Origin of the sequence: Mycolicibacterium wolinskyi str. Jessa 2025 (assembly GCF_049241375.1) — a bacterium.
GTDB lineage: Bacteria > Actinomycetota > Actinomycetes > Mycobacteriales > Mycobacteriaceae > Mycobacterium > Mycobacterium wolinskyi.
Genome location: NZ_CP185960.1, coordinates 6,470,572 through 6,488,937 on the forward strand (window position 1 = coordinate 6,470,572; position 18,366 = coordinate 6,488,937).

The 18,366-nt window shown below is 68.1% G+C and carries 20 protein-coding genes; 10 read left to right on the forward strand and 10 right to left on the reverse strand.

The annotated features are described in order from the left end of the window. Positions 1–9: 9 nt before the first annotated feature. The gene (locus ACOI2T_RS32160) at positions 10–321 is read right to left on the reverse strand and encodes a UBP-type zinc finger domain-containing protein (protein WP_084356834.1); all 312 of its coding nucleotides are present in this window, start codon (positions 319–321) and stop codon (positions 10–12) included. Positions 322–364: 43 nt separating this feature from the next. Between ACOI2T_RS32160 and ACOI2T_RS32165 the strand changes: the two genes are divergently transcribed. Genes ACOI2T_RS32165 through ACOI2T_RS32180 form a run of 4 tightly spaced genes read left to right on the forward strand, consistent with a single transcriptional unit; the run spans position 365 to position 5,401 of the window. Beyond that, positions 365–1,957 carry a Na+/H+ antiporter gene (locus ACOI2T_RS32165; RefSeq protein ID WP_409504341.1) on the forward strand — a complete coding sequence of 531 codons (1,593 nt, stop codon included), beginning with the start codon at positions 365–367 and terminating at the stop codon, positions 1,955–1,957. Continuing rightward, positions 1,950–3,989, forward strand: a complete 2,040-nt coding sequence (locus tag ACOI2T_RS32170; protein WP_409504340.1) for an MMPL family transporter — start codon at positions 1,950–1,952, stop codon at positions 3,987–3,989. Before ACOI2T_RS32165 ends, ACOI2T_RS32170 begins: the two co-directional genes overlap by 8 nt. A 9-nt stretch (positions 3,990–3,998) precedes the next feature. Next, on the forward strand, positions 3,999–5,204 hold the full coding sequence (locus tag ACOI2T_RS32175) for a cytochrome P450 (RefSeq protein WP_409504339.1): 1,206 nt from the start codon (positions 3,999–4,001) through the stop codon (positions 5,202–5,204). Between the two features lie 5 nt (positions 5,205–5,209). Further along, complete coding sequence (locus tag ACOI2T_RS32180; RefSeq protein WP_067853423.1) at positions 5,210–5,401, forward strand: ferredoxin; 192 nt, start codon at positions 5,210–5,212, stop codon at positions 5,399–5,401. On the opposite strand, the gene ACOI2T_RS32185 is transcribed toward ACOI2T_RS32180, so the two are convergent. Genes ACOI2T_RS32185 through ACOI2T_RS32195 form a run of 3 tightly spaced genes read right to left on the reverse strand, consistent with a single transcriptional unit; the run spans position 5,378 to position 8,005 of the window. Further along, complete coding sequence (locus ACOI2T_RS32185) at positions 5,378–6,067, reverse strand: hypothetical protein (RefSeq protein ID WP_234790951.1); 690 nt, start codon at positions 6,065–6,067, stop codon at positions 5,378–5,380. The genes ACOI2T_RS32180 and ACOI2T_RS32185 overlap by 24 nt on opposite strands. A 19-nt stretch (positions 6,068–6,086) precedes the next feature. After that, a complete protein-coding gene (locus ACOI2T_RS32190) occupies positions 6,087–6,713 on the reverse strand; it encodes a PaaI family thioesterase (protein ID WP_409504338.1) in 627 nt (208 codons plus the stop codon). Then, on the reverse strand, positions 6,710–8,005 hold the full coding sequence (locus ACOI2T_RS32195) for an adenylosuccinate synthase (protein ID WP_409504337.1): 1,296 nt from the start codon (positions 8,003–8,005) through the stop codon (positions 6,710–6,712). Before ACOI2T_RS32195 ends, ACOI2T_RS32190 begins: the two co-directional genes overlap by 4 nt. 79 nt (positions 8,006–8,084) lie before the next feature. Between ACOI2T_RS32195 and ACOI2T_RS32200 the strand changes: the two genes are divergently transcribed. Together ACOI2T_RS32200 and ACOI2T_RS32205 are read left to right on the forward strand one after the other, a co-directional pair. Further along, positions 8,085–8,669, forward strand: a complete 585-nt coding sequence (locus tag ACOI2T_RS32200) for a hypothetical protein (protein WP_409504449.1) — start codon at positions 8,085–8,087, stop codon at positions 8,667–8,669. Positions 8,670–8,697: 28 nt separating this feature from the next. After that, positions 8,698–9,477 carry a site-2 protease family protein gene (locus tag ACOI2T_RS32205; RefSeq protein ID WP_085145748.1) on the forward strand — a complete coding sequence of 260 codons (780 nt, stop codon included), beginning with the start codon at positions 8,698–8,700 and terminating at the stop codon, positions 9,475–9,477. Here ACOI2T_RS32205 and ACOI2T_RS32210 read toward each other — a convergent pair. Beyond that, complete coding sequence (locus tag ACOI2T_RS32210; RefSeq protein ID WP_067853343.1) at positions 9,474–9,977, reverse strand: hypothetical protein; 504 nt, start codon at positions 9,975–9,977, stop codon at positions 9,474–9,476. The genes ACOI2T_RS32205 and ACOI2T_RS32210 overlap by 4 nt on opposite strands. A 90-nt stretch (positions 9,978–10,067) precedes the next feature. On the opposite strand from ACOI2T_RS32210, the gene ACOI2T_RS32215 reads away from it, so the two are divergent. Continuing rightward, entirely contained in the window at positions 10,068–10,964 is an 897-nt protein-coding gene (locus tag ACOI2T_RS32215) for a cation diffusion facilitator family transporter (RefSeq protein WP_067853339.1), read from the forward strand. Positions 10,965–10,967: 3 nt separating this feature from the next. Here the strand turns inward: ACOI2T_RS32215 and ACOI2T_RS32220 are convergent, their stop codons facing one another. Continuing rightward, positions 10,968–11,384 (reverse strand): DUF3151 domain-containing protein, encoded by a 417-nt coding sequence (locus ACOI2T_RS32220; protein WP_067853336.1) that lies wholly within the window; start codon positions 11,382–11,384, stop codon positions 10,968–10,970. Positions 11,385–11,463: 79 nt separating this feature from the next. Between ACOI2T_RS32220 and ACOI2T_RS32225 the strand changes: the two genes are divergently transcribed. Both ACOI2T_RS32225 and ACOI2T_RS32230 read left to right on the forward strand, forming a co-directional pair. Next, on the forward strand, positions 11,464–12,291 hold the full coding sequence (locus tag ACOI2T_RS32225) for an Rv0361 family membrane protein (RefSeq protein WP_409504336.1): 828 nt from the start codon (positions 11,464–11,466) through the stop codon (positions 12,289–12,291). 9 nt (positions 12,292–12,300) lie between these two features. Beyond that, the gene (locus tag ACOI2T_RS32230) at positions 12,301–12,873 is read left to right on the forward strand and encodes a CHAP domain-containing protein (RefSeq protein WP_409504335.1); all 573 of its coding nucleotides are present in this window, start codon (positions 12,301–12,303) and stop codon (positions 12,871–12,873) included. Between the two features lie 516 nt (positions 12,874–13,389). Here the strand turns inward: ACOI2T_RS32230 and fbaA are convergent. After that, entirely contained in the window at positions 13,390–14,427 is a 1,038-nt protein-coding gene (gene fbaA / locus ACOI2T_RS32235; RefSeq protein WP_067853328.1) for a class II fructose-bisphosphate aldolase, read from the reverse strand. A gap of 71 nt (positions 14,428–14,498) precedes the next feature. Between fbaA and ACOI2T_RS32240 the strand changes: the two genes are divergently transcribed. Continuing rightward, on the forward strand, positions 14,499–15,212 hold the full coding sequence (locus ACOI2T_RS32240) for a DedA family protein (RefSeq protein ID WP_067853325.1): 714 nt from the start codon (positions 14,499–14,501) through the stop codon (positions 15,210–15,212). A 24-nt stretch (positions 15,213–15,236) separates the two neighbouring features. On the opposite strand, the gene ACOI2T_RS32245 is transcribed toward ACOI2T_RS32240, so the two are convergent. From ACOI2T_RS32245 to ACOI2T_RS32255, 3 genes are all read right to left on the reverse strand, one after another. Continuing rightward, on the reverse strand, positions 15,237–16,208 hold the full coding sequence (locus tag ACOI2T_RS32245; RefSeq protein WP_409504334.1) for an IS481 family transposase: 972 nt from the start codon (positions 16,206–16,208) through the stop codon (positions 15,237–15,239). A 100-nt stretch (positions 16,209–16,308) separates the two neighbouring features. Next, the gene (locus ACOI2T_RS32250) at positions 16,309–17,211 is read right to left on the reverse strand and encodes an LLM class F420-dependent oxidoreductase (RefSeq protein ID WP_409504333.1); all 903 of its coding nucleotides are present in this window, start codon (positions 17,209–17,211) and stop codon (positions 16,309–16,311) included. Further along, positions 17,208–18,359: an XdhC family protein gene (locus tag ACOI2T_RS32255; RefSeq protein WP_409504332.1), complete on the reverse strand. Its 1,152-nt coding sequence runs from the start codon at positions 18,357–18,359 to the stop codon at positions 17,208–17,210. The genes ACOI2T_RS32250 and ACOI2T_RS32255 overlap by 4 nt, the downstream gene beginning before the upstream one ends. Between the last annotated feature and the right edge of the window lie 7 nt (positions 18,360–18,366).

Here is an 18,366-nt window from a genome sequence, read left to right on the forward strand (position 1 = left end):
GCCAGATCGTCAACCAACGCGATGGTCGATATAACACCACCGCCAGCTCTCGCCGGGTTCGGCCGAACGCATGACGGCGTGACCGGTGTGCTGGAAGTGCTTTGTGGCGTGTTGGTGGGGACTGGAGTCACAGCAGCCGACGTGACCGCAGGTCATGCACATCCGCAGATGTGCCCAGCTACTCTCGCCGAGTTGCTCGCACTCCTGGCATCGGCCCGGGGTGAGGGGTTCTGGCTCGGCCCCAGCTTCACGGTCGGCTAAGAGGTGCTCACAGGTTCGCGGCGCCGAGCTCTGCTCGCGCCGGCGTGATCTCCTCAACATGTTGATCAAGGATAAGGACGGCACGCGAAGGAGGTCTGACGACGTGGGTGCCTCACTGCTGGCTGCCCTGGTGGCAGCGGTGCTGCTGGCCGCGTTGGCCCGCCGCTTCGACGTCTCGGCGCCGCTGGCGCTCGTGGTGGCGGGGCTGGCAGGCAGCGCGATCCCGGGTTTCGACGACGTCCATCTCGAGCCCGAACTCGTGCTGTTCGTGATCCTGCCGCCGCTGCTGTGGTCGGCCGGGCTGGAGAGCAGCTATGTGGCGCTGCGCCGCAACGTCCGCCCTATCGGGCTGCTCGCGGTCGGGTTGCCGCTCGCGACGACGTTCGTGGTCGGCGTGGTGGCCTTCCACACCGTTCCCGAGCTGACGATCGCCGCGGCCCTGACCCTCGGCGCGATCGTGGCCCCGCCCGACGCGGTCTCGGCCACCGCGGTCGGCCGCCGGCTCGGCCTGCCGCGCCGCACCATGACCCTGCTGGGCGGCGAAAGCCTGCTCAACGACGCCACCGCGCTGACGGCCTACAAGGTCGCCCTGGCCGCCGCGATCGGCGTCGGCGCCGGGTGGGGCACGGCGCTCGGCACGTTCGCCCTGGCCGCGGTCGGCGGTGTGGTGGTCGGCGGCGCGCTCGGCATGGTGGTCCATTTCATCCGCTCGCGGCTCGACGACCCGCTGGTCGAGAGCGCCATCGGCCTGGTGGCACCGTTCTTCATCTACCTCGTGGCCGAGGAGGTGCACGGCTCCGGCGTGATCGCGGTGGTTGTGGCCGCGTTGCTGCTCGGCCAGCGCGAAACCCAGGCCAGCTACGCCACGCGGCTGCAGGACAAGGCCGTGTGGAAGGCCCTGCAGTTGGTGCTGGAGTCGTTCGCGTTCCTGTTGATCGGCCTGCAGTTGCCGAAGGTGATCAGCGAACTGCGCGGCATCTCGGCGGCGACGCTCGCGATCTCGTCGGCCGCGGTGCTCATCGCGGTGATCGGCGTGCGCATCGTGTGGGTGTACGTCTCGACGTATCTGCCGCGGCTGCTGTCCAAAGAGATCCGCAGGCGTGAGCCGGAGCCGCCGCGCGCCCAGGTGTTCGTCGTGGCGTGGGCGGGTATGAGGGGCGTTGTGTCGTTGGCGGCTGCGTTCGGGGTTCCTCTGACGACGCTGTCCGGCGACGCCTTCCCGGGTCGGCCGCAACTGGTGTTCCTGACGTTCGTCGTCGTGGTCGGCACCTTGCTGCTGCACGGACTGACGCTGCCGTGGTTCATCCGGGTGCTGGGCGCGCAAGGCGACGAAGCGCACAGTGACGCGGTCGCCACCGCGGCCGCGCAGGACAAGGCGGCCAGGGCAGCGGCCGAACGGCTCGACGAACTGCTCGCCGCGCAGCCCGCCGGGGCGGACGTGCCCGAACGCGCGGCCGAGGTGCTGCGGGCCTGGAACACGCGCCGCCGCAACGCGGCATGGGAGCGGTTGGGCCGCGACGACGAGGACATCGGCGAGAGCCCCACCTCGGCCTTCCGCCGGCTGCGGCTGGAAATGCTTGCCGCTGAACGCGAGACATTCATCGCCGAGCGCGACGCCGGGCACATCGACGACGAGGTGCTGCGGACCGTCCTGCACGGGCTCGACCTGGAAGAGGCGACGCTGAACCGTGATTAAACGCTTGGGCTGGCTGGCCGTGCTGGTCGTGGTGGTCTCCGGGGGTCTGCTGGGCTTGCTCAGCGGTGGGGACGCCGCGTCGCAGTCGCCGGTGGCGGTTCCGGCGAGCGCCGAATCGGCCAGGGCCGACGGGCTGCGTGCCGAATTCCCCGGCGGCGACCAGGTTCCGGCGATCCTGGTGGTGACCCGGTCCGACGGTGCCGACCTCACGCCGGCCGATGTCGACACCGCATCGCAAGCCCGCCAACGCATGAGCGGCGCACCCGGCCCGCCGGTTCAGCTCTCCGACGACAACAAGGCCGCGCTTGCCATCGTGTCCCTCGACGGCAAGCTGTCCGGGTTCGCGCTCAACGACGCGGTGCGCGAGCTGCGCACGAACGCCGCCGACGGACTGCCGGACGGTTTGACGGCCGCCGTGACGGGCGGGCCGGCCTTCGGCGCCGACATCGCGAATTCCTTTGCCGGAGCGAACATAACCCTGCTGGCGGTCACCGCGACCGTGGTCGCGCTGCTGCTCATCGTCACGTATCGATCGCCGGTGCTGTGGCTCGTGCCGCTGCTGGTGATCGGGTTCGCCGACCGTGTCGGCTCCGTCGTCGGCACCGCCGTCGCATCTGGCCTCGGCCTGAATCCGGACGGGTCGACGTCGGGCATCACGAGCGTGCTGGTGTTCGGGGCGGGCACCAACTATGCGCTGCTGCTGATTTCGCGCTATCGCGAGGAACTCGCGAGGGAAGCCGACCACCGTTCCGCCCTCGTCACAGCCGTACAGGCGGCCGCTCCCGCGATCGTGGCCAGCAACGCCACCGTGGTGCTCGCTCTGTTGACGCTCGTGTTCGCGTCGGCCCCCAGCAACCGCAGCCTCGGTGTGCAGGCGGCATCCGGTCTGGTCGTCGCGGCGGTGTTCGTCCTGGTGGTGTTGCCGCCGCTGCTCGCGCTGTGCGGCAAGCGGCTGTTCTGGCCGTTCATCCCGCAGGTCGGTGCGAAAGCCCTTACCGACAGCGGTATCTGGCACCGCATCGCCGACTCGGTGGCCCGCAGGCCTGCCCGCGTCGTGGTGGTGTCGCTGGCGGGCCTTGCGATCCTGTGCACCGCGGTGTTCACCACACCCATCGGTCTGACCCAGACCGAGCAGTTCCGCGTGCAAGCCGAATCGGTGACCGGCTACGAGACGCTGGCCGCCCACTTCCCGAGCGGGCTGACCGACCCGACGCGCGTCATCGCCGCCACCGACAAGGCCGCCGCCGTCCAACGGGCCATCACCGACACCGAAGGCGTCGTGACGGCCAACCCGGCCGGTGAGTCGCCGAGCGGATTGAGCCAGTGGTCGGTGATCCTGCAGGCCGAACCGGCATCGGACCGCGCGTTCGAAACGATTGATGCGCTGCGTGATTCGGTGCATGCGGCGGATGCTGACGCGCTGGTCGGCGGTTCGGACGCGCAAGCCAGGGATGCCGCCGCGGCGGCTCAGCGGGACCGGCTCGTGGTCATCCCGGCCATCCTCGCGGTGGTGCTCGCGGTGCTCTACATCCTGCTGCGGTCCGCGCTCGCACCGCTGCTGCTCGTGGCCGTGACAGTGCTCAGCGCGCTCGCCGCGCTCGGCCTCGGCGGGTGGGCGAGCGTGCATCTCTTCGGATTCCCCGCGCTCGACAACAGCACGCCGTTGTTCGCGTTCCTGTTCCTGGTGGCGCTCGGCGTCGACTACACGATCTTCCTTGTGACCAGGGCCCGCGAGGAGACACCGGAGTACGGCAACCGGCAGGGCATCGTACGTGCGGTGTCGGCGACCGGCGCCGTCATCACCAGTGCGGGCGTTGTCCTGGCGGCGGTGTTCTGTGTGCTCGGCGTGTTGCCGCTGATCGTGCTGACCCAGCTCGGCATCATCGTCGGGCTCGGCATCCTGCTCGACACCTTCATCGTCCGCACGGTGATCATCCCGGCACTGTTCACCTTGATCGGGCCGCGGATCTGGTGGCCGGGCCGCGCGCCGAGCCGTAGGCGGCTGATCAGCCTTTTTCTTGCACGCAGGTAGCGTCGAGACATGACTGGGCAGGCCACGCTGCCGCCACTGCACATGCGGCGCAACACGTTCGACCCCACACCGGAACTCGGCGAGATCCGCGAGACCGCAGGCGTGCGGACCGTCGTCAACGCGTTCGGCATGGAGATCTACCTCGTCACGCGCCACGACGACGTCAAGGCCGTGCTGTCGGATCACGAGCGGTTCTCCAACACCAGGCCACCGGGTTTCGTGATGCCAGGAGCGCCGCAGCTTTCCGAGGAAGACCAGGCCAGCGCCCGGGCCGGCAATCTGCTGGGCCTCGACCCGCCCGAACACCAGCGGCTGCGCCGCATGCTCACCCCGGAATTCACGATCCGTCGCATGAAACGCCTGGAGCCGCGCATCGTCGAGATCGTCGACACGCACCTGGACGCGATGCAATCCGCCGGTCCGCCAGCGGATCTCGTTGCCGATTTCGCACTGCCCATCCCCTCGCTGGTCATCTGCGAGCTGCTCGGGGTGCCGTACGAAGACCGCGAAGACTTCCAGCAGCGGTCGGCACGCCAGCTCGATCTGTCCGCACCCATCCCGGAACGGCTTGAGCTGCAACGGCAAGGGCGCGAGTACATGCGTGGGCTCGTCGCGCGGGCCCGCCGCGAGCCCGGTGACGACATCCTCGGCATGCTGATCCGCGAGCACGGTGACGAGCTGAGCGATGACGAACTTGTAGGAGTCGCCGGGCTTCTGTTGCTCGCGGGCCACGAAACCACGTCGAACATGCTCGGCCTCGGCGTACTGGCGTTGCTCCGCCACCCCGATCAGCTAGCGATGGTCCGTGACGACCCGCACGCCGTCGGGCCCGCGATCGAGGAACTGTTGCGGTGGCTGTCGATCGTGCAGACCGCGATCCCCCGCATCACGACGACCGACGTCGAGCTGGCCGGCGTGCCGATCCCGGCCGGGCAGCTGGTGTTCGCGTCGCTGCCCGCGGGCAACCGCGATCCCGGATTCGTCGAGGCGCCCGACGTGCTCGACATCCGGCGCGGCGCACCAGGACACCTCGCATTCGGCCACGGCGTGCACCATTGCCTCGGCGCCCCGCTGGCCCGCATGGAGATGCGCACCGCGTTCCCCGCGCTGCTGCGCCGCTTCCCCGGCTTGCGGCTCGCCGAGCCCTTCGAGGATGTGCAGTGGCGGTCTTTCCACTTCATCTACGGCCTGAAGTCACTGGCGGTAGCGTGGTGAATGCCATGAGAGTAGAAGCAGATCGCGACGCCTGCATCGCGTCGGGCAACTGCGTGATGGTGTCGGACGCGGTGTTCGATCAGGACGACGACGGCGTCGTCGTGGTTCTCGTCGACGACATTCCCGACGAGGAGATCGACCACGCGCGCGAGGCCGTCAAGCTGTGCCCGGCGTCAGCGCTCAAGCTTGCCGACTGACTCAGGTTCGTCACCGCCCGGCAGGTCGATCACGCCTGCCCGCACCAACAGCCAGATGCTGACGGCGAGCACCCAGCACGGGAACACCAGCACCAGCCACATGCTGACGTCGCCCGCGATCAGAAGCGCCAGTGCGGCAACGTAGGTGCTGTAAACCAGCGGGCGCGGCATCAGCCCCGTCTTCAACCAGATCGTGGCCAGCGAGATCATGAACACTGCCGCCATGCGCACGCCGTAGGTCTTGCTCAACGCCATCAGCAACATCTGGCCGAACGCCACGACCTCGGCGTGTGCGTCGGCGTCGACCATTCCGGCCTTGCTCGCGATCAGACCGGCGCCGACCGCACTGGACACGAACATCATCGCCAGGAACAGGATGCCGCTGCCAAGGAACACCGACGCGAAGAACCGGTCCTCATAGCGACCGAACCCGTCGCGCACCACGCCGATGAACCACAGGAACGCGATACCCGCGAACGGCATCAGCACCGCCGCCAGCCGCAGCCGGTCAGCCGCGCCGTCGGCCCACTGCGAACCGGGTTGGGCGCCCTCGGGCAGGGCCGTGCGGATCAGAATCAGTGCCGCGCCGAACAACAACGCGAACAGCACGCCTGCGAAGGCGGCCGCGCGCGGTGTCGACAGGCGGTGCAGATGGCGTTCGACCACTGCGCAATGTTCGCACGGGTCAGGGCTGGCCGGGCAGCAATCTGATCATCAGGCCGTTGGCCTCGGCGAGCAGATTCTCGTCGGCGTCACGCAATTCGGCGTTGACGAACGCCTTGCGGCCCTCGGCTTCCCGCACCCACCCGCGAGCCGTCAGCACCGTGTCGATCGGCGTCACCTTGCGGTAATCGACATGCAGGAACGCGGTCCGGCTGATCGGGCGGCCCGCGGCGTGGATGACCATGCCGAACACCGAATCGAACAACAACGGCAACACTCCGCCGTGTACCGCGTAGTTTCCGCCGACGTGGAAACGGCTGAACTGCACGTGCAATTCGACGCCGTCGGCCTCGAATTTCGACACCGTCCACGGCGGCATGAGCAGGCTGCCTGCACCGGGCAACGACGGCACCCGGTTCGCCGGACCGACACCCTCGCCCGCCTCGTACGGGTCGAGCAGCTTGACGAGTTCCTCGGCGCGGTCGGCGGCGTCGTCCCACGTATCGCTGTCGGGATTCGCCGACACCGCAAGGTCTTGCACGCGGCGCATCGCCGCGACGAACCGCCCGAATCCGGGGCCCGGTTCGGCGGCCTCGAAAACCGGGAAGCCGCCGTGCCTGTCGTAGTCGGGATCGCTCGATTCGGTCACTTGGCCGCCAGGATGTCGCGGCGCACGATCGTCTGTTCGCGACCCGGGCCGACGCCGATGCACGAAACATACGCTCCGGCAAGCTCTTCCAGCCGCAGCACATAATCGCGCGCCTTCGCGGGCAGATCGTCGAACTCACGTGCCCCGGAGATGTCCTCCCACCAGCCGGGTAGTTCTTCGTAGATCGGCTCGGCCCGGTGGATGTCGGACTGCGTCATCGGCATCTCGTCGGTGCGCTTGCCGTCGACCTTGTAGCCCACGCACACCGGCACCGTCTCCAGGCTCGACAGCACGTCGAGCTTGGTCAGGAAGTAGTCGGTGATGCCGTTGACCCGGGTCGCGTAGCGGGCGATGACGGCGTCGAACCAGCCGCACCGGCGCGCCCGGCCGGTCGTCACGCCGACCTCGCCGCCGGTCTTGGCGAGGTAGGCGCCGTGCTCGTCGAACAGCTCGGTCGGGAACGGACCCGAGCCGACGCGCGTGGTGTAGGCCTTGAGGATGCCCAGCACGGTGGTGATGCGGGTGGGCCCGATGCCCGAGCCCACCGCGGCCCCACCGGCCGTCGGGTTCGAGGACGTCACGAACGGATACGTGCCGTGGTCGACGTCGAGCAGCGTGCCCTGCGAGCCTTCCAGCAGCACGGTCTCGCCGTTCTCCAGCGCTTGGTTGAGCAGCAGGCGGGCGTCGGCGATGCGGTGCTTGAAGCCCTCGGCCTGAGCCAGCAGGTTCTCGACCACCTCGGCGGGCTCGAGCGCCTTGCGGTTGTAGATCTTGACCAGCACCTGGTTCTTGAATTCCAGTGCGGCCTCGATCTTTTCCGCCAGCAGCGTCTCGTCGAGCACATCGGCCACGCGGATCCCGATCCGGGCGATCTTGTCCTGGTAGCAGGGCCCGATGCCACGACCGGTGGTGCCGATCTTCTTGCTGCCCGCCCAGCGCTCGACCACCTTGTCGATGGCGACGTGGTACGGCATCAGCAGATGCGCGTCGGCGGAGATCAGCAGGCCGGACGTGTCGACCCCGCGCTCCTCCAGCCCCTTCAGCTCAGTCAGCAACACGCCTGGGTCGACCACCACACCGTTGCCGATGACGTTGGTGACCCCGGGCGTGAGGATGCCCGAGGGAATGAGGTGCAGTGCGAAGTTCTCCCCGGTCGGCAACACGACGGTATGCCCGGCGTTGTTGCCCCCCTGGTAGCGAACTACCCACTGCACACGTCCACCGAGTAGATCGGTGGCCTTACCTTTGCCCTCATCGCCCCATTGGGCACCGATGAGCACGATTGCCGGCATGGCGTAATCTCCCGCCTATCTCCGCGCCTAAAGTGGTGCAGCCGGTAGGTCACCTTATCCCAGCACACGCGAGGAGCACATTTTGTCCACCTCAGGTGGCGTCGTGGTGGTCGGATCGGGCCCGGTGCCCCGCCCACTGCGGAACCTGCCGACGGCCGGAGTCGACGAGATCGAAGCCCATCGCCGGATCATCGTGACCGGCCCGAGCGCTGATCTGGCCGCGGTCCTGACCAGGTTGCTGAAGGCCGACCGCCTCGACATCGAGGTCGCGCACGCCCGGTCGAGCTGGTCGGCGCGGCGCGCGGTCAACGGCGCGGCGCAACGGGTGCCGTTGATCCGTGACGAGACCGGAACCGTGATCGTGTCGGCCGCGGAATGGCGTGGTCTCGACGGTGCGCCCCTGCATGGCGAGGCCGTCGTGGACGATGCCGTGTTGTTCGACGGCGACGCGCCCGGCGTGCGGATCGAGCCCACCCTGAGCCAGCCAGGACTGCGCGCGGCGGTGCTGTCGGCGCGCGGCCGCCCCCGCGGCTGGGTGAGCGGACGCGCCGCGCAGCTCGGCACCACGGGAGCCCGGGTGATCCGCGACGGGGTGCCCGCGGCCCGGCAGGTACGCCGGTCGACGTTCTACCGTCACACCGAGGGCTGGCTGCGGGTCGGCTGAACAGGGCGCATGCCGGTAGCGTCGAATCGTGAACATCCGTCCGCTGCATCAATCGGTACGGCCGAGCCCGGTCTTCCTGGCCGTCGTCGCAATCACGATCGGCGGCGGTGTGCTGGCCTGGCTGGCCGCCGACAATGTGCGACCCCTGTCCTACGTCGGGGTGTTCATCCTGGTCATCGCGGGCTGGCTGGTGTCGCTGTGCCTGCACGAGTTCGGCCACGCCTTCACTGCATGGCGGTTCGGCGACCATGACGTCGCGGTGCGCGGCTACCTGACGCTCAACCCGCTCAAGTACTCCCATCCCATGCTGTCGCTGGGCCTGCCCGTGCTGTTCATCGCGCTCGGCGGTATCGGGTTGCCCGGCGGGGCGGTCTACGTACGCACGTCGTGGATGACCGCGCGGCAGAAAACGTTGGTGAGCCTGGCCGGGCCTGCTGCGAACCTGGTGCTTGCGGTGGTGCTGCTCGGGCTGACCCGCATGTTCTACGACCCGGCGCACGGCGTGTTCTGGTCGGGCGTTGCGTTCCTGGGCTTCCTGCAGGTGACGGCCTTGGTGCTCAACCTGCTGCCGATCCCTGGGCTCGACGGCTACGGCGCACTCGAACCGCATCTGAAGCCCGAGACCCAGCGCGCGCTCGAACCGGTCAAGCAATGGGGCTTTTTCATCCTGCTGATCCTGCTGATCGCGCCCGCGCTCAACCGCTGGTTCTTCGGTGTCGTCTACTGGTTCTTCGACTTCTCGGGGGTGTCGAGCTATCTCGTGTCGGTGGGCGGGCAGCTCACGCGGTTCTGGTCGGCCTGGCTCTAGAGCTCGGCCAGCACCGCGCGCAGGTCGGCACGCAGATCGCCTGCGCCCTGCCGGTAGAACGGGCCCGCGCCGTTGGACAGCAGCATCCGCAGCCGGGCGATCCCGTGTGCGCGCACCGGACGCGACGCTTCGAGGCGTTCCCTGATCTCATCGATGAGCGTCACGGCCGATCCGACGGTGCCGTCATCGAGTGGGACGCGCGACGAATACAACGTCGGGTCGCGGTGCAGTTCCCGCAGCACAACCCGCAAGATCAACGCGATCTGACGGCGCTGGCCGTCGGACGTCGACCGAGCCACATGCACCGCCAGCGCGCTACCCGGTTCGGGCGCCGTCCCGGCCAGCAGCTGGCGGTCGTACCGCCCCGGGGCCAGCCGCGCAGCAAGCCGCGTCAACGGGGTGCCGGGCTCACGCAGACCGGCCGGCGCCGCGTCATCGGCGGGCCAGACGGGCGGCGGAAGTGCGGGGCCGCCGTCGTGTGTCATTCCGTCGTGTGTCATGCCACTTTGGGCAACCTTCCACGCGTCCGGGCCATTCCGGCGGCCGGGTGACACTTGCGACATATGCGAACTTCCGCATATATTGCGGGCATGGGTGCCGGCCACGATCACAGTCATCACGCCGATACACGCGTCAGCAGGATGGTCATCGCCGCCGCGATCCTGACCGCGTTCTTCGTCATCGAGCTGGTCACCGCACTGTGGATCAATTCGATCGCGCTGCTGGCCGACGCGGGCCACATGCTCACCGACCTCGTCGCGATGTTCATGGGCTTGACCGCGGTATTGCTGGCCCGCCGCGGCAGCACCTCGCCGGCGCGTACCTACGGCTGGCATCGCGCCGAGGTCTTCACCGCGGTCGCCAACGCCGCGCTGCTGCTCGGCATGGCGGCGTTCATCCTTTACGAGGCGTTCGAGCGGCTCGGCAACGCACCCGAGGTGCCGGGCGTCCCGATGATCGTCGTGGCGCTCGCCGGGCTCGTGGCCAACGCCATCGTGGTGATGATGCTGCGCTCGCACTCGAAGGACAGCCTCGCGGTCAAGGGCGCTTACATGGAGGTCGTTGCCGACACCGTCGGCAGTATCGGCGTCCTGATCGCCGGCATCGTCACGGTGACCACGAGGTGGCCCTACGCCGACGTGGTGGTCGCCGTGCTCGTGGCGCTGTGGGTGCTGCCCCGCGCGATCGCATTGGCGCGCGCGGCCCTGCGCATCCTCTCGGAGTCCTCCCCCAGCCACATCGACGTCGAAGAACTCCGCAGTGCGCTCGGTGAGGTGAACGGCGTGACGGGCGTGCACGATCTGCACGTGTGGACGCTGGTGCCCGGCAAGGACATGGTCACCGCACACCTGACGAGCAGCGGCGACACCGCACGGGTGCTCGACGACGCGCGGGCTGTGCTGACCGCGCGCGGTCTCGAACACGCCACGGTGCAGGTTGAGCCGCCCAGTTCGGCAGGCGACTGCAAGTGCGAAGCGAAGTTCTGAAAGCTAAGCCAACCCGAGTTCGGCGCGAGCCGCGGGATCGCAATCGTCGAGCAGGTCCAGGCACCGCTGGAATTCGTCGGTTTCGCCGATGTCGTCGGCCGCCCGGGCCAGCGCGGCCACACAGCGCAGGAAGCCCTGGTTCGGCTCATGACTGAACGGGACGGGGCCGAAGCCCTTCCATCCGTTGCGACGCAACTGGTCGAGCCCGCGGTGGTAACCGGTGCGCGCGTATGCGTATGCGGTGACGGCCTTGTCATCGTCGAGCGCGGACTCGGCCAGTACGGCCCACGCGATCGACGCCGATGGGTGCGCGGCGGCAACCACGGCCGCCTTCTCGCCAGCAGCCAGTTCCTCCTCGGCGGCAGGGTCACCCGGGAGGTACACCGGCTCCGGTCCTAACAGATCACCCATGCGTGTCATGCCCCTATTCTGCACGGGCCGATCGCACGCCGACCGATAAGCTCCACCGATAGCGACGTACGGGAGGACCGCAGCAGGGATGTCGAACCCATCGGGACGTGACGAGGACAACACGCCACAAGGAGTAGACGAGCCAACGGAGCCGACCAAGCCGACCGCCGAGCAGGCCGACGCGCCGACCGAACACTTCGTGGTGGACGCCGAGAACGAGCCGGCCACCGAGATCATCGGCTCGCCCACCGCGGTCACCGAGGCGGTGCAGCAGGCCGATGAACGTCGCTACACCGCGCCGTCCGGATTCGACGGATCCACGCAGAAGATCGACACCCCACCGGATCCCGAAACCGAGGTGTTCGCGCCGCCTTCCGACGCGCCAACCGTCCCGGAGTCGTCGAAAAACGCTGCACCGCAAGTCATCCCGCCACGCGAGGACGCGCCCAAGCCGCCACCGCCGCCGACCGCCCGGCGCAGCTGGGGCTGGGTCGTGGCGGTCGTGCTGGTCATCGCGGCCCTGGTCGCGATCGCGGTGCTCGGCACCGTCCTGCTCACCCGCAACTCCTCGCCGCTGTCCTCACAGGAGGACAAGGTCCGCGAGACCATCGAGAGCTTCGACGTCGCGATCCAGAACGGCGATCTGGCGACGCTGCGTTCGATCACCTGCGGCAGCACGCGCGAGAACTACGTCAACTACGACCAGCGCGCATGGGACGAGACCCACGCCCGCGTCGCGGCGGCCAAGCAGTACCCCGTCGTCGCCAGCATCGACCAGGTGGTGGTCAACGGCGATCATGCCGAGGCCAACGTCACGACCTTCATGGCCTTCGCGCCACAAACCCGCTCGACCCGCAGCTTCGACCTGCAGTTCCAGGACGATCAATGGAAGATCTGCCAGGCGCCGGTTGGCTAACCTGAGGCGGTGACCAAGGGGGCATCCAGACTCGCGCTCGCGCTCAGCGCGGTGTTCGTGGTCGTTGCGGTTGGCGTGGCGGCGGTTCTGTTTCGCGATGCGCGCGTCAGCGTGGTGAGCGTGAAGCCGGACTTCCCCGCGCTCGACCGCACCGCCCTCAGGCCCGTTCAGCAACGCGTCGTCGACATCTTGCGCACGCAGTACGACGCGCAGCCGGCCGGTACGGCGTTCTCCGAGGGCGTCGACGAGCCCTGGTGCGCCGACTTCGTCAGCTGGGTGCTCAACGAAGCCGGGCAGCCGCTGTCCAATCCGCATTCGGGGCACTGGCGCATCCCCGGCGTCTACACGCTGCAGGAGTACTACCAAGCGGCGGGACGCTTCGAGGCACCCGGTGGGTATCGGCCGCACACCGGCGACGTGGCACTCTACGCCGACGGCAGTCCCCTCGGCCTGCACACCAATTTCGTTCTGGCCGTGGATGACAACGTCATCACCACGGTCGGCGGCAACGAAGAGGGCGATATCAAGGTGCGCACTTTCGAGCCTGGGCCGTGGCTCCTGGGCTACGGGCGACTGGCCTGAGGCGTCGTTTTCCGCGCGCTGTCCTCACGTAGTCGGTATGCCCGCCTATTAGCGACAATGTCGCTGAAACCGTCTCTTGCGTAACACCATTCGCAGCTACCCCACGCCGAAGGCATCACCTGCCACACGATCCCCGGGTACCACTTGGGTAACGCGTTTTTCGCTGCCCGCCTTACAGCGACAAAGTCGCGCGCGGTGGCCATCCGACATTCGTTGGACCGGAACGTCAAAAGCACCTCCGCGGGCCAGCTGTTCACTATGCCGAGGATCCCAGCCACCACGTGGCAGCAGCCCTAGGCGTAGACGCCGCAACGAATATCGTTGACGACCAAGGTCATCCGTTATCCGCCCGCGAGCGACAATGTCGCTGATAGGCGGGCAGGCCGAAAACCGTTGCGCAAGAGGCTCTTGCGACCGACGTGACGGACGAGGTCCGGACTGTGGTGCCTAAGTGACCCACGCGACTGACGAGGCGGTTTCCGCGACAATGTCGCTCAAAGGCGGGCAGGACGAGAACTACCCACCGGTGACGCTGCGACCGGCGCTGTGCAGGTCATTGCACGCCTCGACGACACGCTCGGACATCGACGCCTCGGCCTTCTTCAGGTAGCTGCGCGGGTCGTAGGTCTTCTTGTTGCCCACCTCGCCGTCGACCTTGAGCACGCCGTCGTAGTTGGTGAACATATGCGCGGCGACCGGCCGGGTGAACGCGTACTGGGTGTCGGTGTCGACGTTCATCTTCACCACGCCGTACTTGAGCGAATCCTCGATCTCGGACTTCAGCGAGCCCGAGCCGCCGTGGAACACGAAGTCGAAAGGCTTTGCGCTGTCGCCCAATCCGAGCTTGGCCGCAGCCACGCGCTGCCCCTCGGCGAGCACCTCGGGCTTGAGCACCACGTTGCCGGGCTTGTACACGCCGTGCACGTTGCCGAACGTCGCCGCCAGCAGGTACTTGCCGTGCTCACCGGCGCCCAACGCGTCGATGGTCTTCTCGAAATCCTCGGACGACGTGTAGAGCTTCTCGTTGATCTCGGCCTCGACACCGTCCTCTTCCCCGCCGACGACGCCGATCTCGACCTCGAGGATGATCTTGGCGGCCGCGGCCTGCTTGAGCAGTTCCTGCGCGATCGAGAGGTTCTCGTCGATCGGCACGGCCGAGCCGTCCCACATGTGCGACTGGAACAGCGGGTTGCGACCTGCCGCGACACGCTCGGCGGAGATCGCCAGCAGCGGACGCACGTAGGTGTCGAGCTTGTCCTTCGGGCAGTGGTCGGTGTGCAGGGCCACGGTGATCGGGTATTTCTCGGCGATCACGTGCGCGAACTCGGCCAGCGCGACCGCACCGGTCACCATGTCCTTGACTCCGAGGCCCGAGCCGAACTCGGCGCCTCCGGTGGAGAACTGGATGATGCCGTCGCTGCCCGCGTCGGCGAAGCCCTTGATGGCGGCGTTGATGCTCTCGGAACCCACACAGTTGATCGCCGGGAACGCGAACGAATGCTCTTTGGCCCGGCCCAGCATCTCGGCATAGACCTCAGGCGTGGCGATAGGCATGTGAAATTTCCTTCCGAGGTCTCTTATTGCAGAAATTGGCCGGTGGCACGCCCCAGGTACCCTTGGGAGTCGTGATCGACACCGCCCTCCCAGAGGTTACGACCAATCTGGCGCTCATGCCCGATTTCATGGACCCGATCAACCTCATCGGTTACTTCGGGACATGGGCCCTGGTGGGCATCCTTGTCGTCGTCTTCGTCGAGTCCGGTGTGCTGTTCCCGATCCTGCCCGGCGACTCGCTGCTGTTCGTGGCGGGCATGCTCGCCGCAGGTACGGCGGCCCAGGGCGAGGCCGTGCAAGCCAACTTCGAGCTGTGGCACCTGCTGGTGGGCATTCCGATCGCGGCAGTCCTCGGTGGCCAGGTCGGCTACTTCATCGGCCGCACGATCGGCACCTCGATGTTCAAGCCGAACGCCAGGGTGCTCAAACAGAAGTACCTCGACGAGGCCCACGTGTTCTTCGAACAACGCGGCCCGTTCGCGATCGTCATCGCGCGCTTCGTCCCGATTGTGCGCACCCTCGCGCCGATCACCGCGGGCGCCGCCAAGATGCGCTACCCGGTGTTCACGTTCTTCAACGTCCTCGGCGCGGTCATCTGGGGTGTCGGGCTGACCCTGCTCGGCTACTGGCTGGGCAGTTTCGAGATCATCCAGAAGCTGCTGGAACCGATCTTCATCCTCATCGTGGTGGCATCGGTGGCCCCGATGTTCATCGAGTGGTACAAGCGGCGGCGCGCCGCCAAGCGGGCCGCGGCGACCGAAGCCACCGCGGCCGAGGCGTCCTAGCTGTCGTGACCTGACACGTTGTTGTCAGGCGGCGAGCCGGCTGATGGGTGGTTGACCGCCGAGGGCGGAGTGGCCTCGTTGAGTGTTGTAGCGATGCAGGAATCGGTCAAGGCCTTGTGCGCGCAAGCTGTTGGAGGTCCAGGGGCGGGCGTAGGCCCATTCGGTGAGCAAGGTCCGGTTGAAGCGTTCTGCTTTGCCGTTGGTCCAGGGCCGGCCGGGTTTGATGAATCGGCGTTTGAGCTGCCACGCTGAGCACACCCAACCCCAGTTGGTGCCGCGCCGGTAGACCAACGCGTTGTCGGTCAGCAACCGCCGCACGCGCACGCCGTGAGTGGTGAACCAGGCCAACGCTCGGTGCAGGAATCCCGCGCAAGTCATGTCTTTCTCGTCGGGCAGCACTTCGCTGTAGGCCAGGCGGGTGTGGTCATCGACAGCAGTGTGGACGTAGTCGTAGCCAATCTTGATCTTCTTGTGCCGGTTGGCCACCGATACCGCGGCGTCGCGGCCGTGCAGGCGCCACCCGCCTCCCTTGGGGATGCGGCCGAGCTTTTTGACGTCGACATGGACCAGTGAGCCCGGGGTGCGGTGTTCGTAGCGGTTGGGAGTGCGCCGCGAGCAGCGCACGGCCTCGCCGGTGATCGGATCGATGGCAGACAGGTGCGGCACCTGGTGGCGGGCCAGGATCCGTCCGACCGTGGACGGATTCAAGCCGAGTTCACCAGCCAAGACGACAGCGCCGCGCTTGAGGCGGCGTCGGGCGTTGAGCACTTTCTGCTCGACCCGAGGACTGGTGCGCTGGGGCATTCGGATCGGGCGCGAGGATCGGTCGGCCAACGCTTCCTCGCCGCCCTCGGCATACCGGCGCAGCCACTTGTAGACCGTCGCTCTCGAAATGCCCAGTTGTTCAGCGACATGCGCCGGCGGCCAACCGGCCGCAACACGCTCAACGATCAGGCGACGAGCGAACAGATTGGTACGGGCGTTAGCGTGAGACACGAGGACCTCCTACGGGTGAATGCCAGACACATCCACTCCGTCAGGAGGTCCTCCCAGTTTCAAGCAGGCACGCCGTCAACAACCTCACAGGTCACGACACCTAGCCGAGGCCGAGCGCCCCCGCGAGTTCCCGCAACGCCGGGCGCGGGTCCGCGGTCGGGTTTTCGCCGAGCGCCTGCACGACGACGTGATCGGCGCCCGCATCGAGGTGTGCGGTGATCGCCGCGGCGGCCTGTTCGGTCGAGCCCATCCCGACGAGCCCGCGGGCCAGCCGGTCCGAGCCGCCCCGCACCAGATCCGACTCGTCGAAGCCCTGACGCAGCCACGAGTTCCGGTAGTTCGGCAGCCCGCTGTAGACCTCGAGGTGGGTGTGAGCCCGGGCGAGCTGGTCGGCCTCGTCGCCGCCGATGGCGACGGCCTGCTCGGAAACCACCCAACGGTCCTGACCGAGGATCTCCCGGGTGGTCGCGGTGTGTGCGGGCGTGACGAGGTATGGATGCGCGCCATCGGCGTGGGTGCCGGACAGCTCGATCATCTTCGGGCCGAGTGCGGCCAGCAGTCGCGGCGGACGCCCGACGCCCGGCTCGATCTGTTCGGGCACCGCGGCCATACGGTCGAGGTAGGTGCGCATGGTGGCCAGTGGCTTGGCGTAGGTTCCGCCCAACCCGTGTTCGACCAGCGGGCCGTGGCTGACGCCGAGGCCGAGCACGAACCGGCCCGGATAGAGCGCCGTCAGGGTGCGTGCGCCCGATTCGGCGGCCGACGGCACCCGGACGTGGATGTTCGCGATGCCGGTGCCGATCACCAGCCGGTCCGTCGCGGCCAGGAAGGCCGCCGATTGCGTCAGGGCTTCCTTGCCCACGACCTCGGGCAGGAACAACGACCCGTAGCCGAGTGCCTCGACATCCCGCGCGACCTGCTGCGCTTCGGGCATCGACCAGGTGTCACTGGCCCACCACACGCCGATGCGGGCGGGAAAATCGATACGGGCGCGTTCGGTCACTGACCACTCCTCAATTCGTTGGACTCGTTGTGTTCGTGATGAATGCGGCCACCGGTGTCGGCGAGTGGCCTGCCGGTGCCGCCCCAGCGCTGCGCGATGATCTCCGCCGCGATCGAGACCGCCGTCTCCTCGGGTGTCCTGGCGCCGAGGTCCAAGCCGATGGGGCTCGACAGCCGCGCGAGTTCGTCGTCGTTCAGGCCGGCCTCGCGCAGCCGCGTCAGCCGGTCCTCATGTGTGCGCCGCGAGCCCATCGCACCGATGTAGCCGACCTCGGGCAGGCGCAGCGCCACCTCGAGCAGCGGCACGTCGAACTTCGGGTCGTGCGTGAGCACGCAGATCACCGTGCGGCTGTCGATGTCTCCTGCGGCCTGCTGTGAAGCCAGGTAGCGGTTGGGCCATTCGACGACCACTTCGTCGGCGGTCGGGAACCGGGCCGTGGTCGCGAAGACCGGGCGCGCATCGCACACCGTGACGCGGTAGCCGAGCAGGGAACCCTGCCGCGCCACCGCCGCGGCGAAGTCGATGGCGCCGAACACCAGCATGCGCGGGCGCGGGGCGAAGCTGGCGACGAACACGTCCATGCCCTCGCCGCGCCGCTCACCGTCCGGCCCGAACGTCAGCACGCCGCTGCGGCCAGTGTCGAGCAGGCCGCGCGCATCATCGGTGACGGCGGCGTCGGCCCGCGCCGATCCGAGCGTGCCGGTGACCTCGTCGGTGCGGATGACCAGTCGACGGCCCACCCACGCCGGGTCGGGATGGGCGACGACGGTTGCCGCCGCCGCGGGCCGGTGTGCGTCGATGTCGTCGACGAGCGCTTCCAGTTCGGGGAACGTCCGCCGCGACACTGCCTCGACGAACACGTCGAGCACACCGCCGCAGGTCAACCCGACCGCGAATGCGTCGTCATCGCTGACGCCGTAGCGCTGCAGCACCGGCGCGCCGTCGGCGATCACCTCGCCGGCGAGCTCGTACACCGCGCCTTCGACGCATCCGCCCGACACCGATCCGCTGACCGTTCCGTCGGGTGCGACGACCATCGCGGCGCCCGCCGGTCGCGGCGCCGACCGGAACGTCCGCACCACCGTCGCCAAGCCCGCCGTGTCGCCGGCACGCCAGACTGCCAACAGCTCGCTCAGCACGTCGCGCACGGTGACA

Excerpts from the sequence above, each read along its gene's own strand:
- ACOI2T_RS32160 (WP_084356834.1), bottom strand. The coding sequence starts at position 321 with ATGTTGAGGAGATCACGCCGGCGCGAGCAGAGCTCGGCGCCGCGAACC.
- ACOI2T_RS32175 (WP_409504339.1), top strand. The coding sequence starts at position 3,999 with ATGACTGGGCAGGCCACGCTGCCGCCACTGCACATGCGGCGCAACACG.
- ACOI2T_RS32180 (WP_067853423.1), top strand. The coding sequence starts at position 5,210 with ATGAGAGTAGAAGCAGATCGCGACGCCTGCATCGCGTCGGGCAACTGC.
- ACOI2T_RS32195 (WP_409504337.1), bottom strand. The coding sequence starts at position 8,005 with ATGCCGGCAATCGTGCTCATCGGTGCCCAATGGGGCGATGAGGGCAAA.
- ACOI2T_RS32210 (WP_067853343.1), bottom strand. The coding sequence starts at position 9,977 with ATGACACACGACGGAATGACACACGACGGCGGCCCCGCACTTCCGCCG.
- ACOI2T_RS32215 (WP_067853339.1), top strand. The coding sequence starts at position 10,068 with ATGGGTGCCGGCCACGATCACAGTCATCACGCCGATACACGCGTCAGC.
- ACOI2T_RS32220 (WP_067853336.1), bottom strand. The coding sequence starts at position 11,384 with ATGACACGCATGGGTGATCTGTTAGGACCGGAGCCGGTGTACCTCCCG.
- ACOI2T_RS32225 (WP_409504336.1), top strand. The coding sequence starts at position 11,464 with ATGTCGAACCCATCGGGACGTGACGAGGACAACACGCCACAAGGAGTA.
- fbaA (WP_067853328.1), bottom strand. The coding sequence starts at position 14,427 with ATGCCTATCGCCACGCCTGAGGTCTATGCCGAGATGCTGGGCCGGGCC.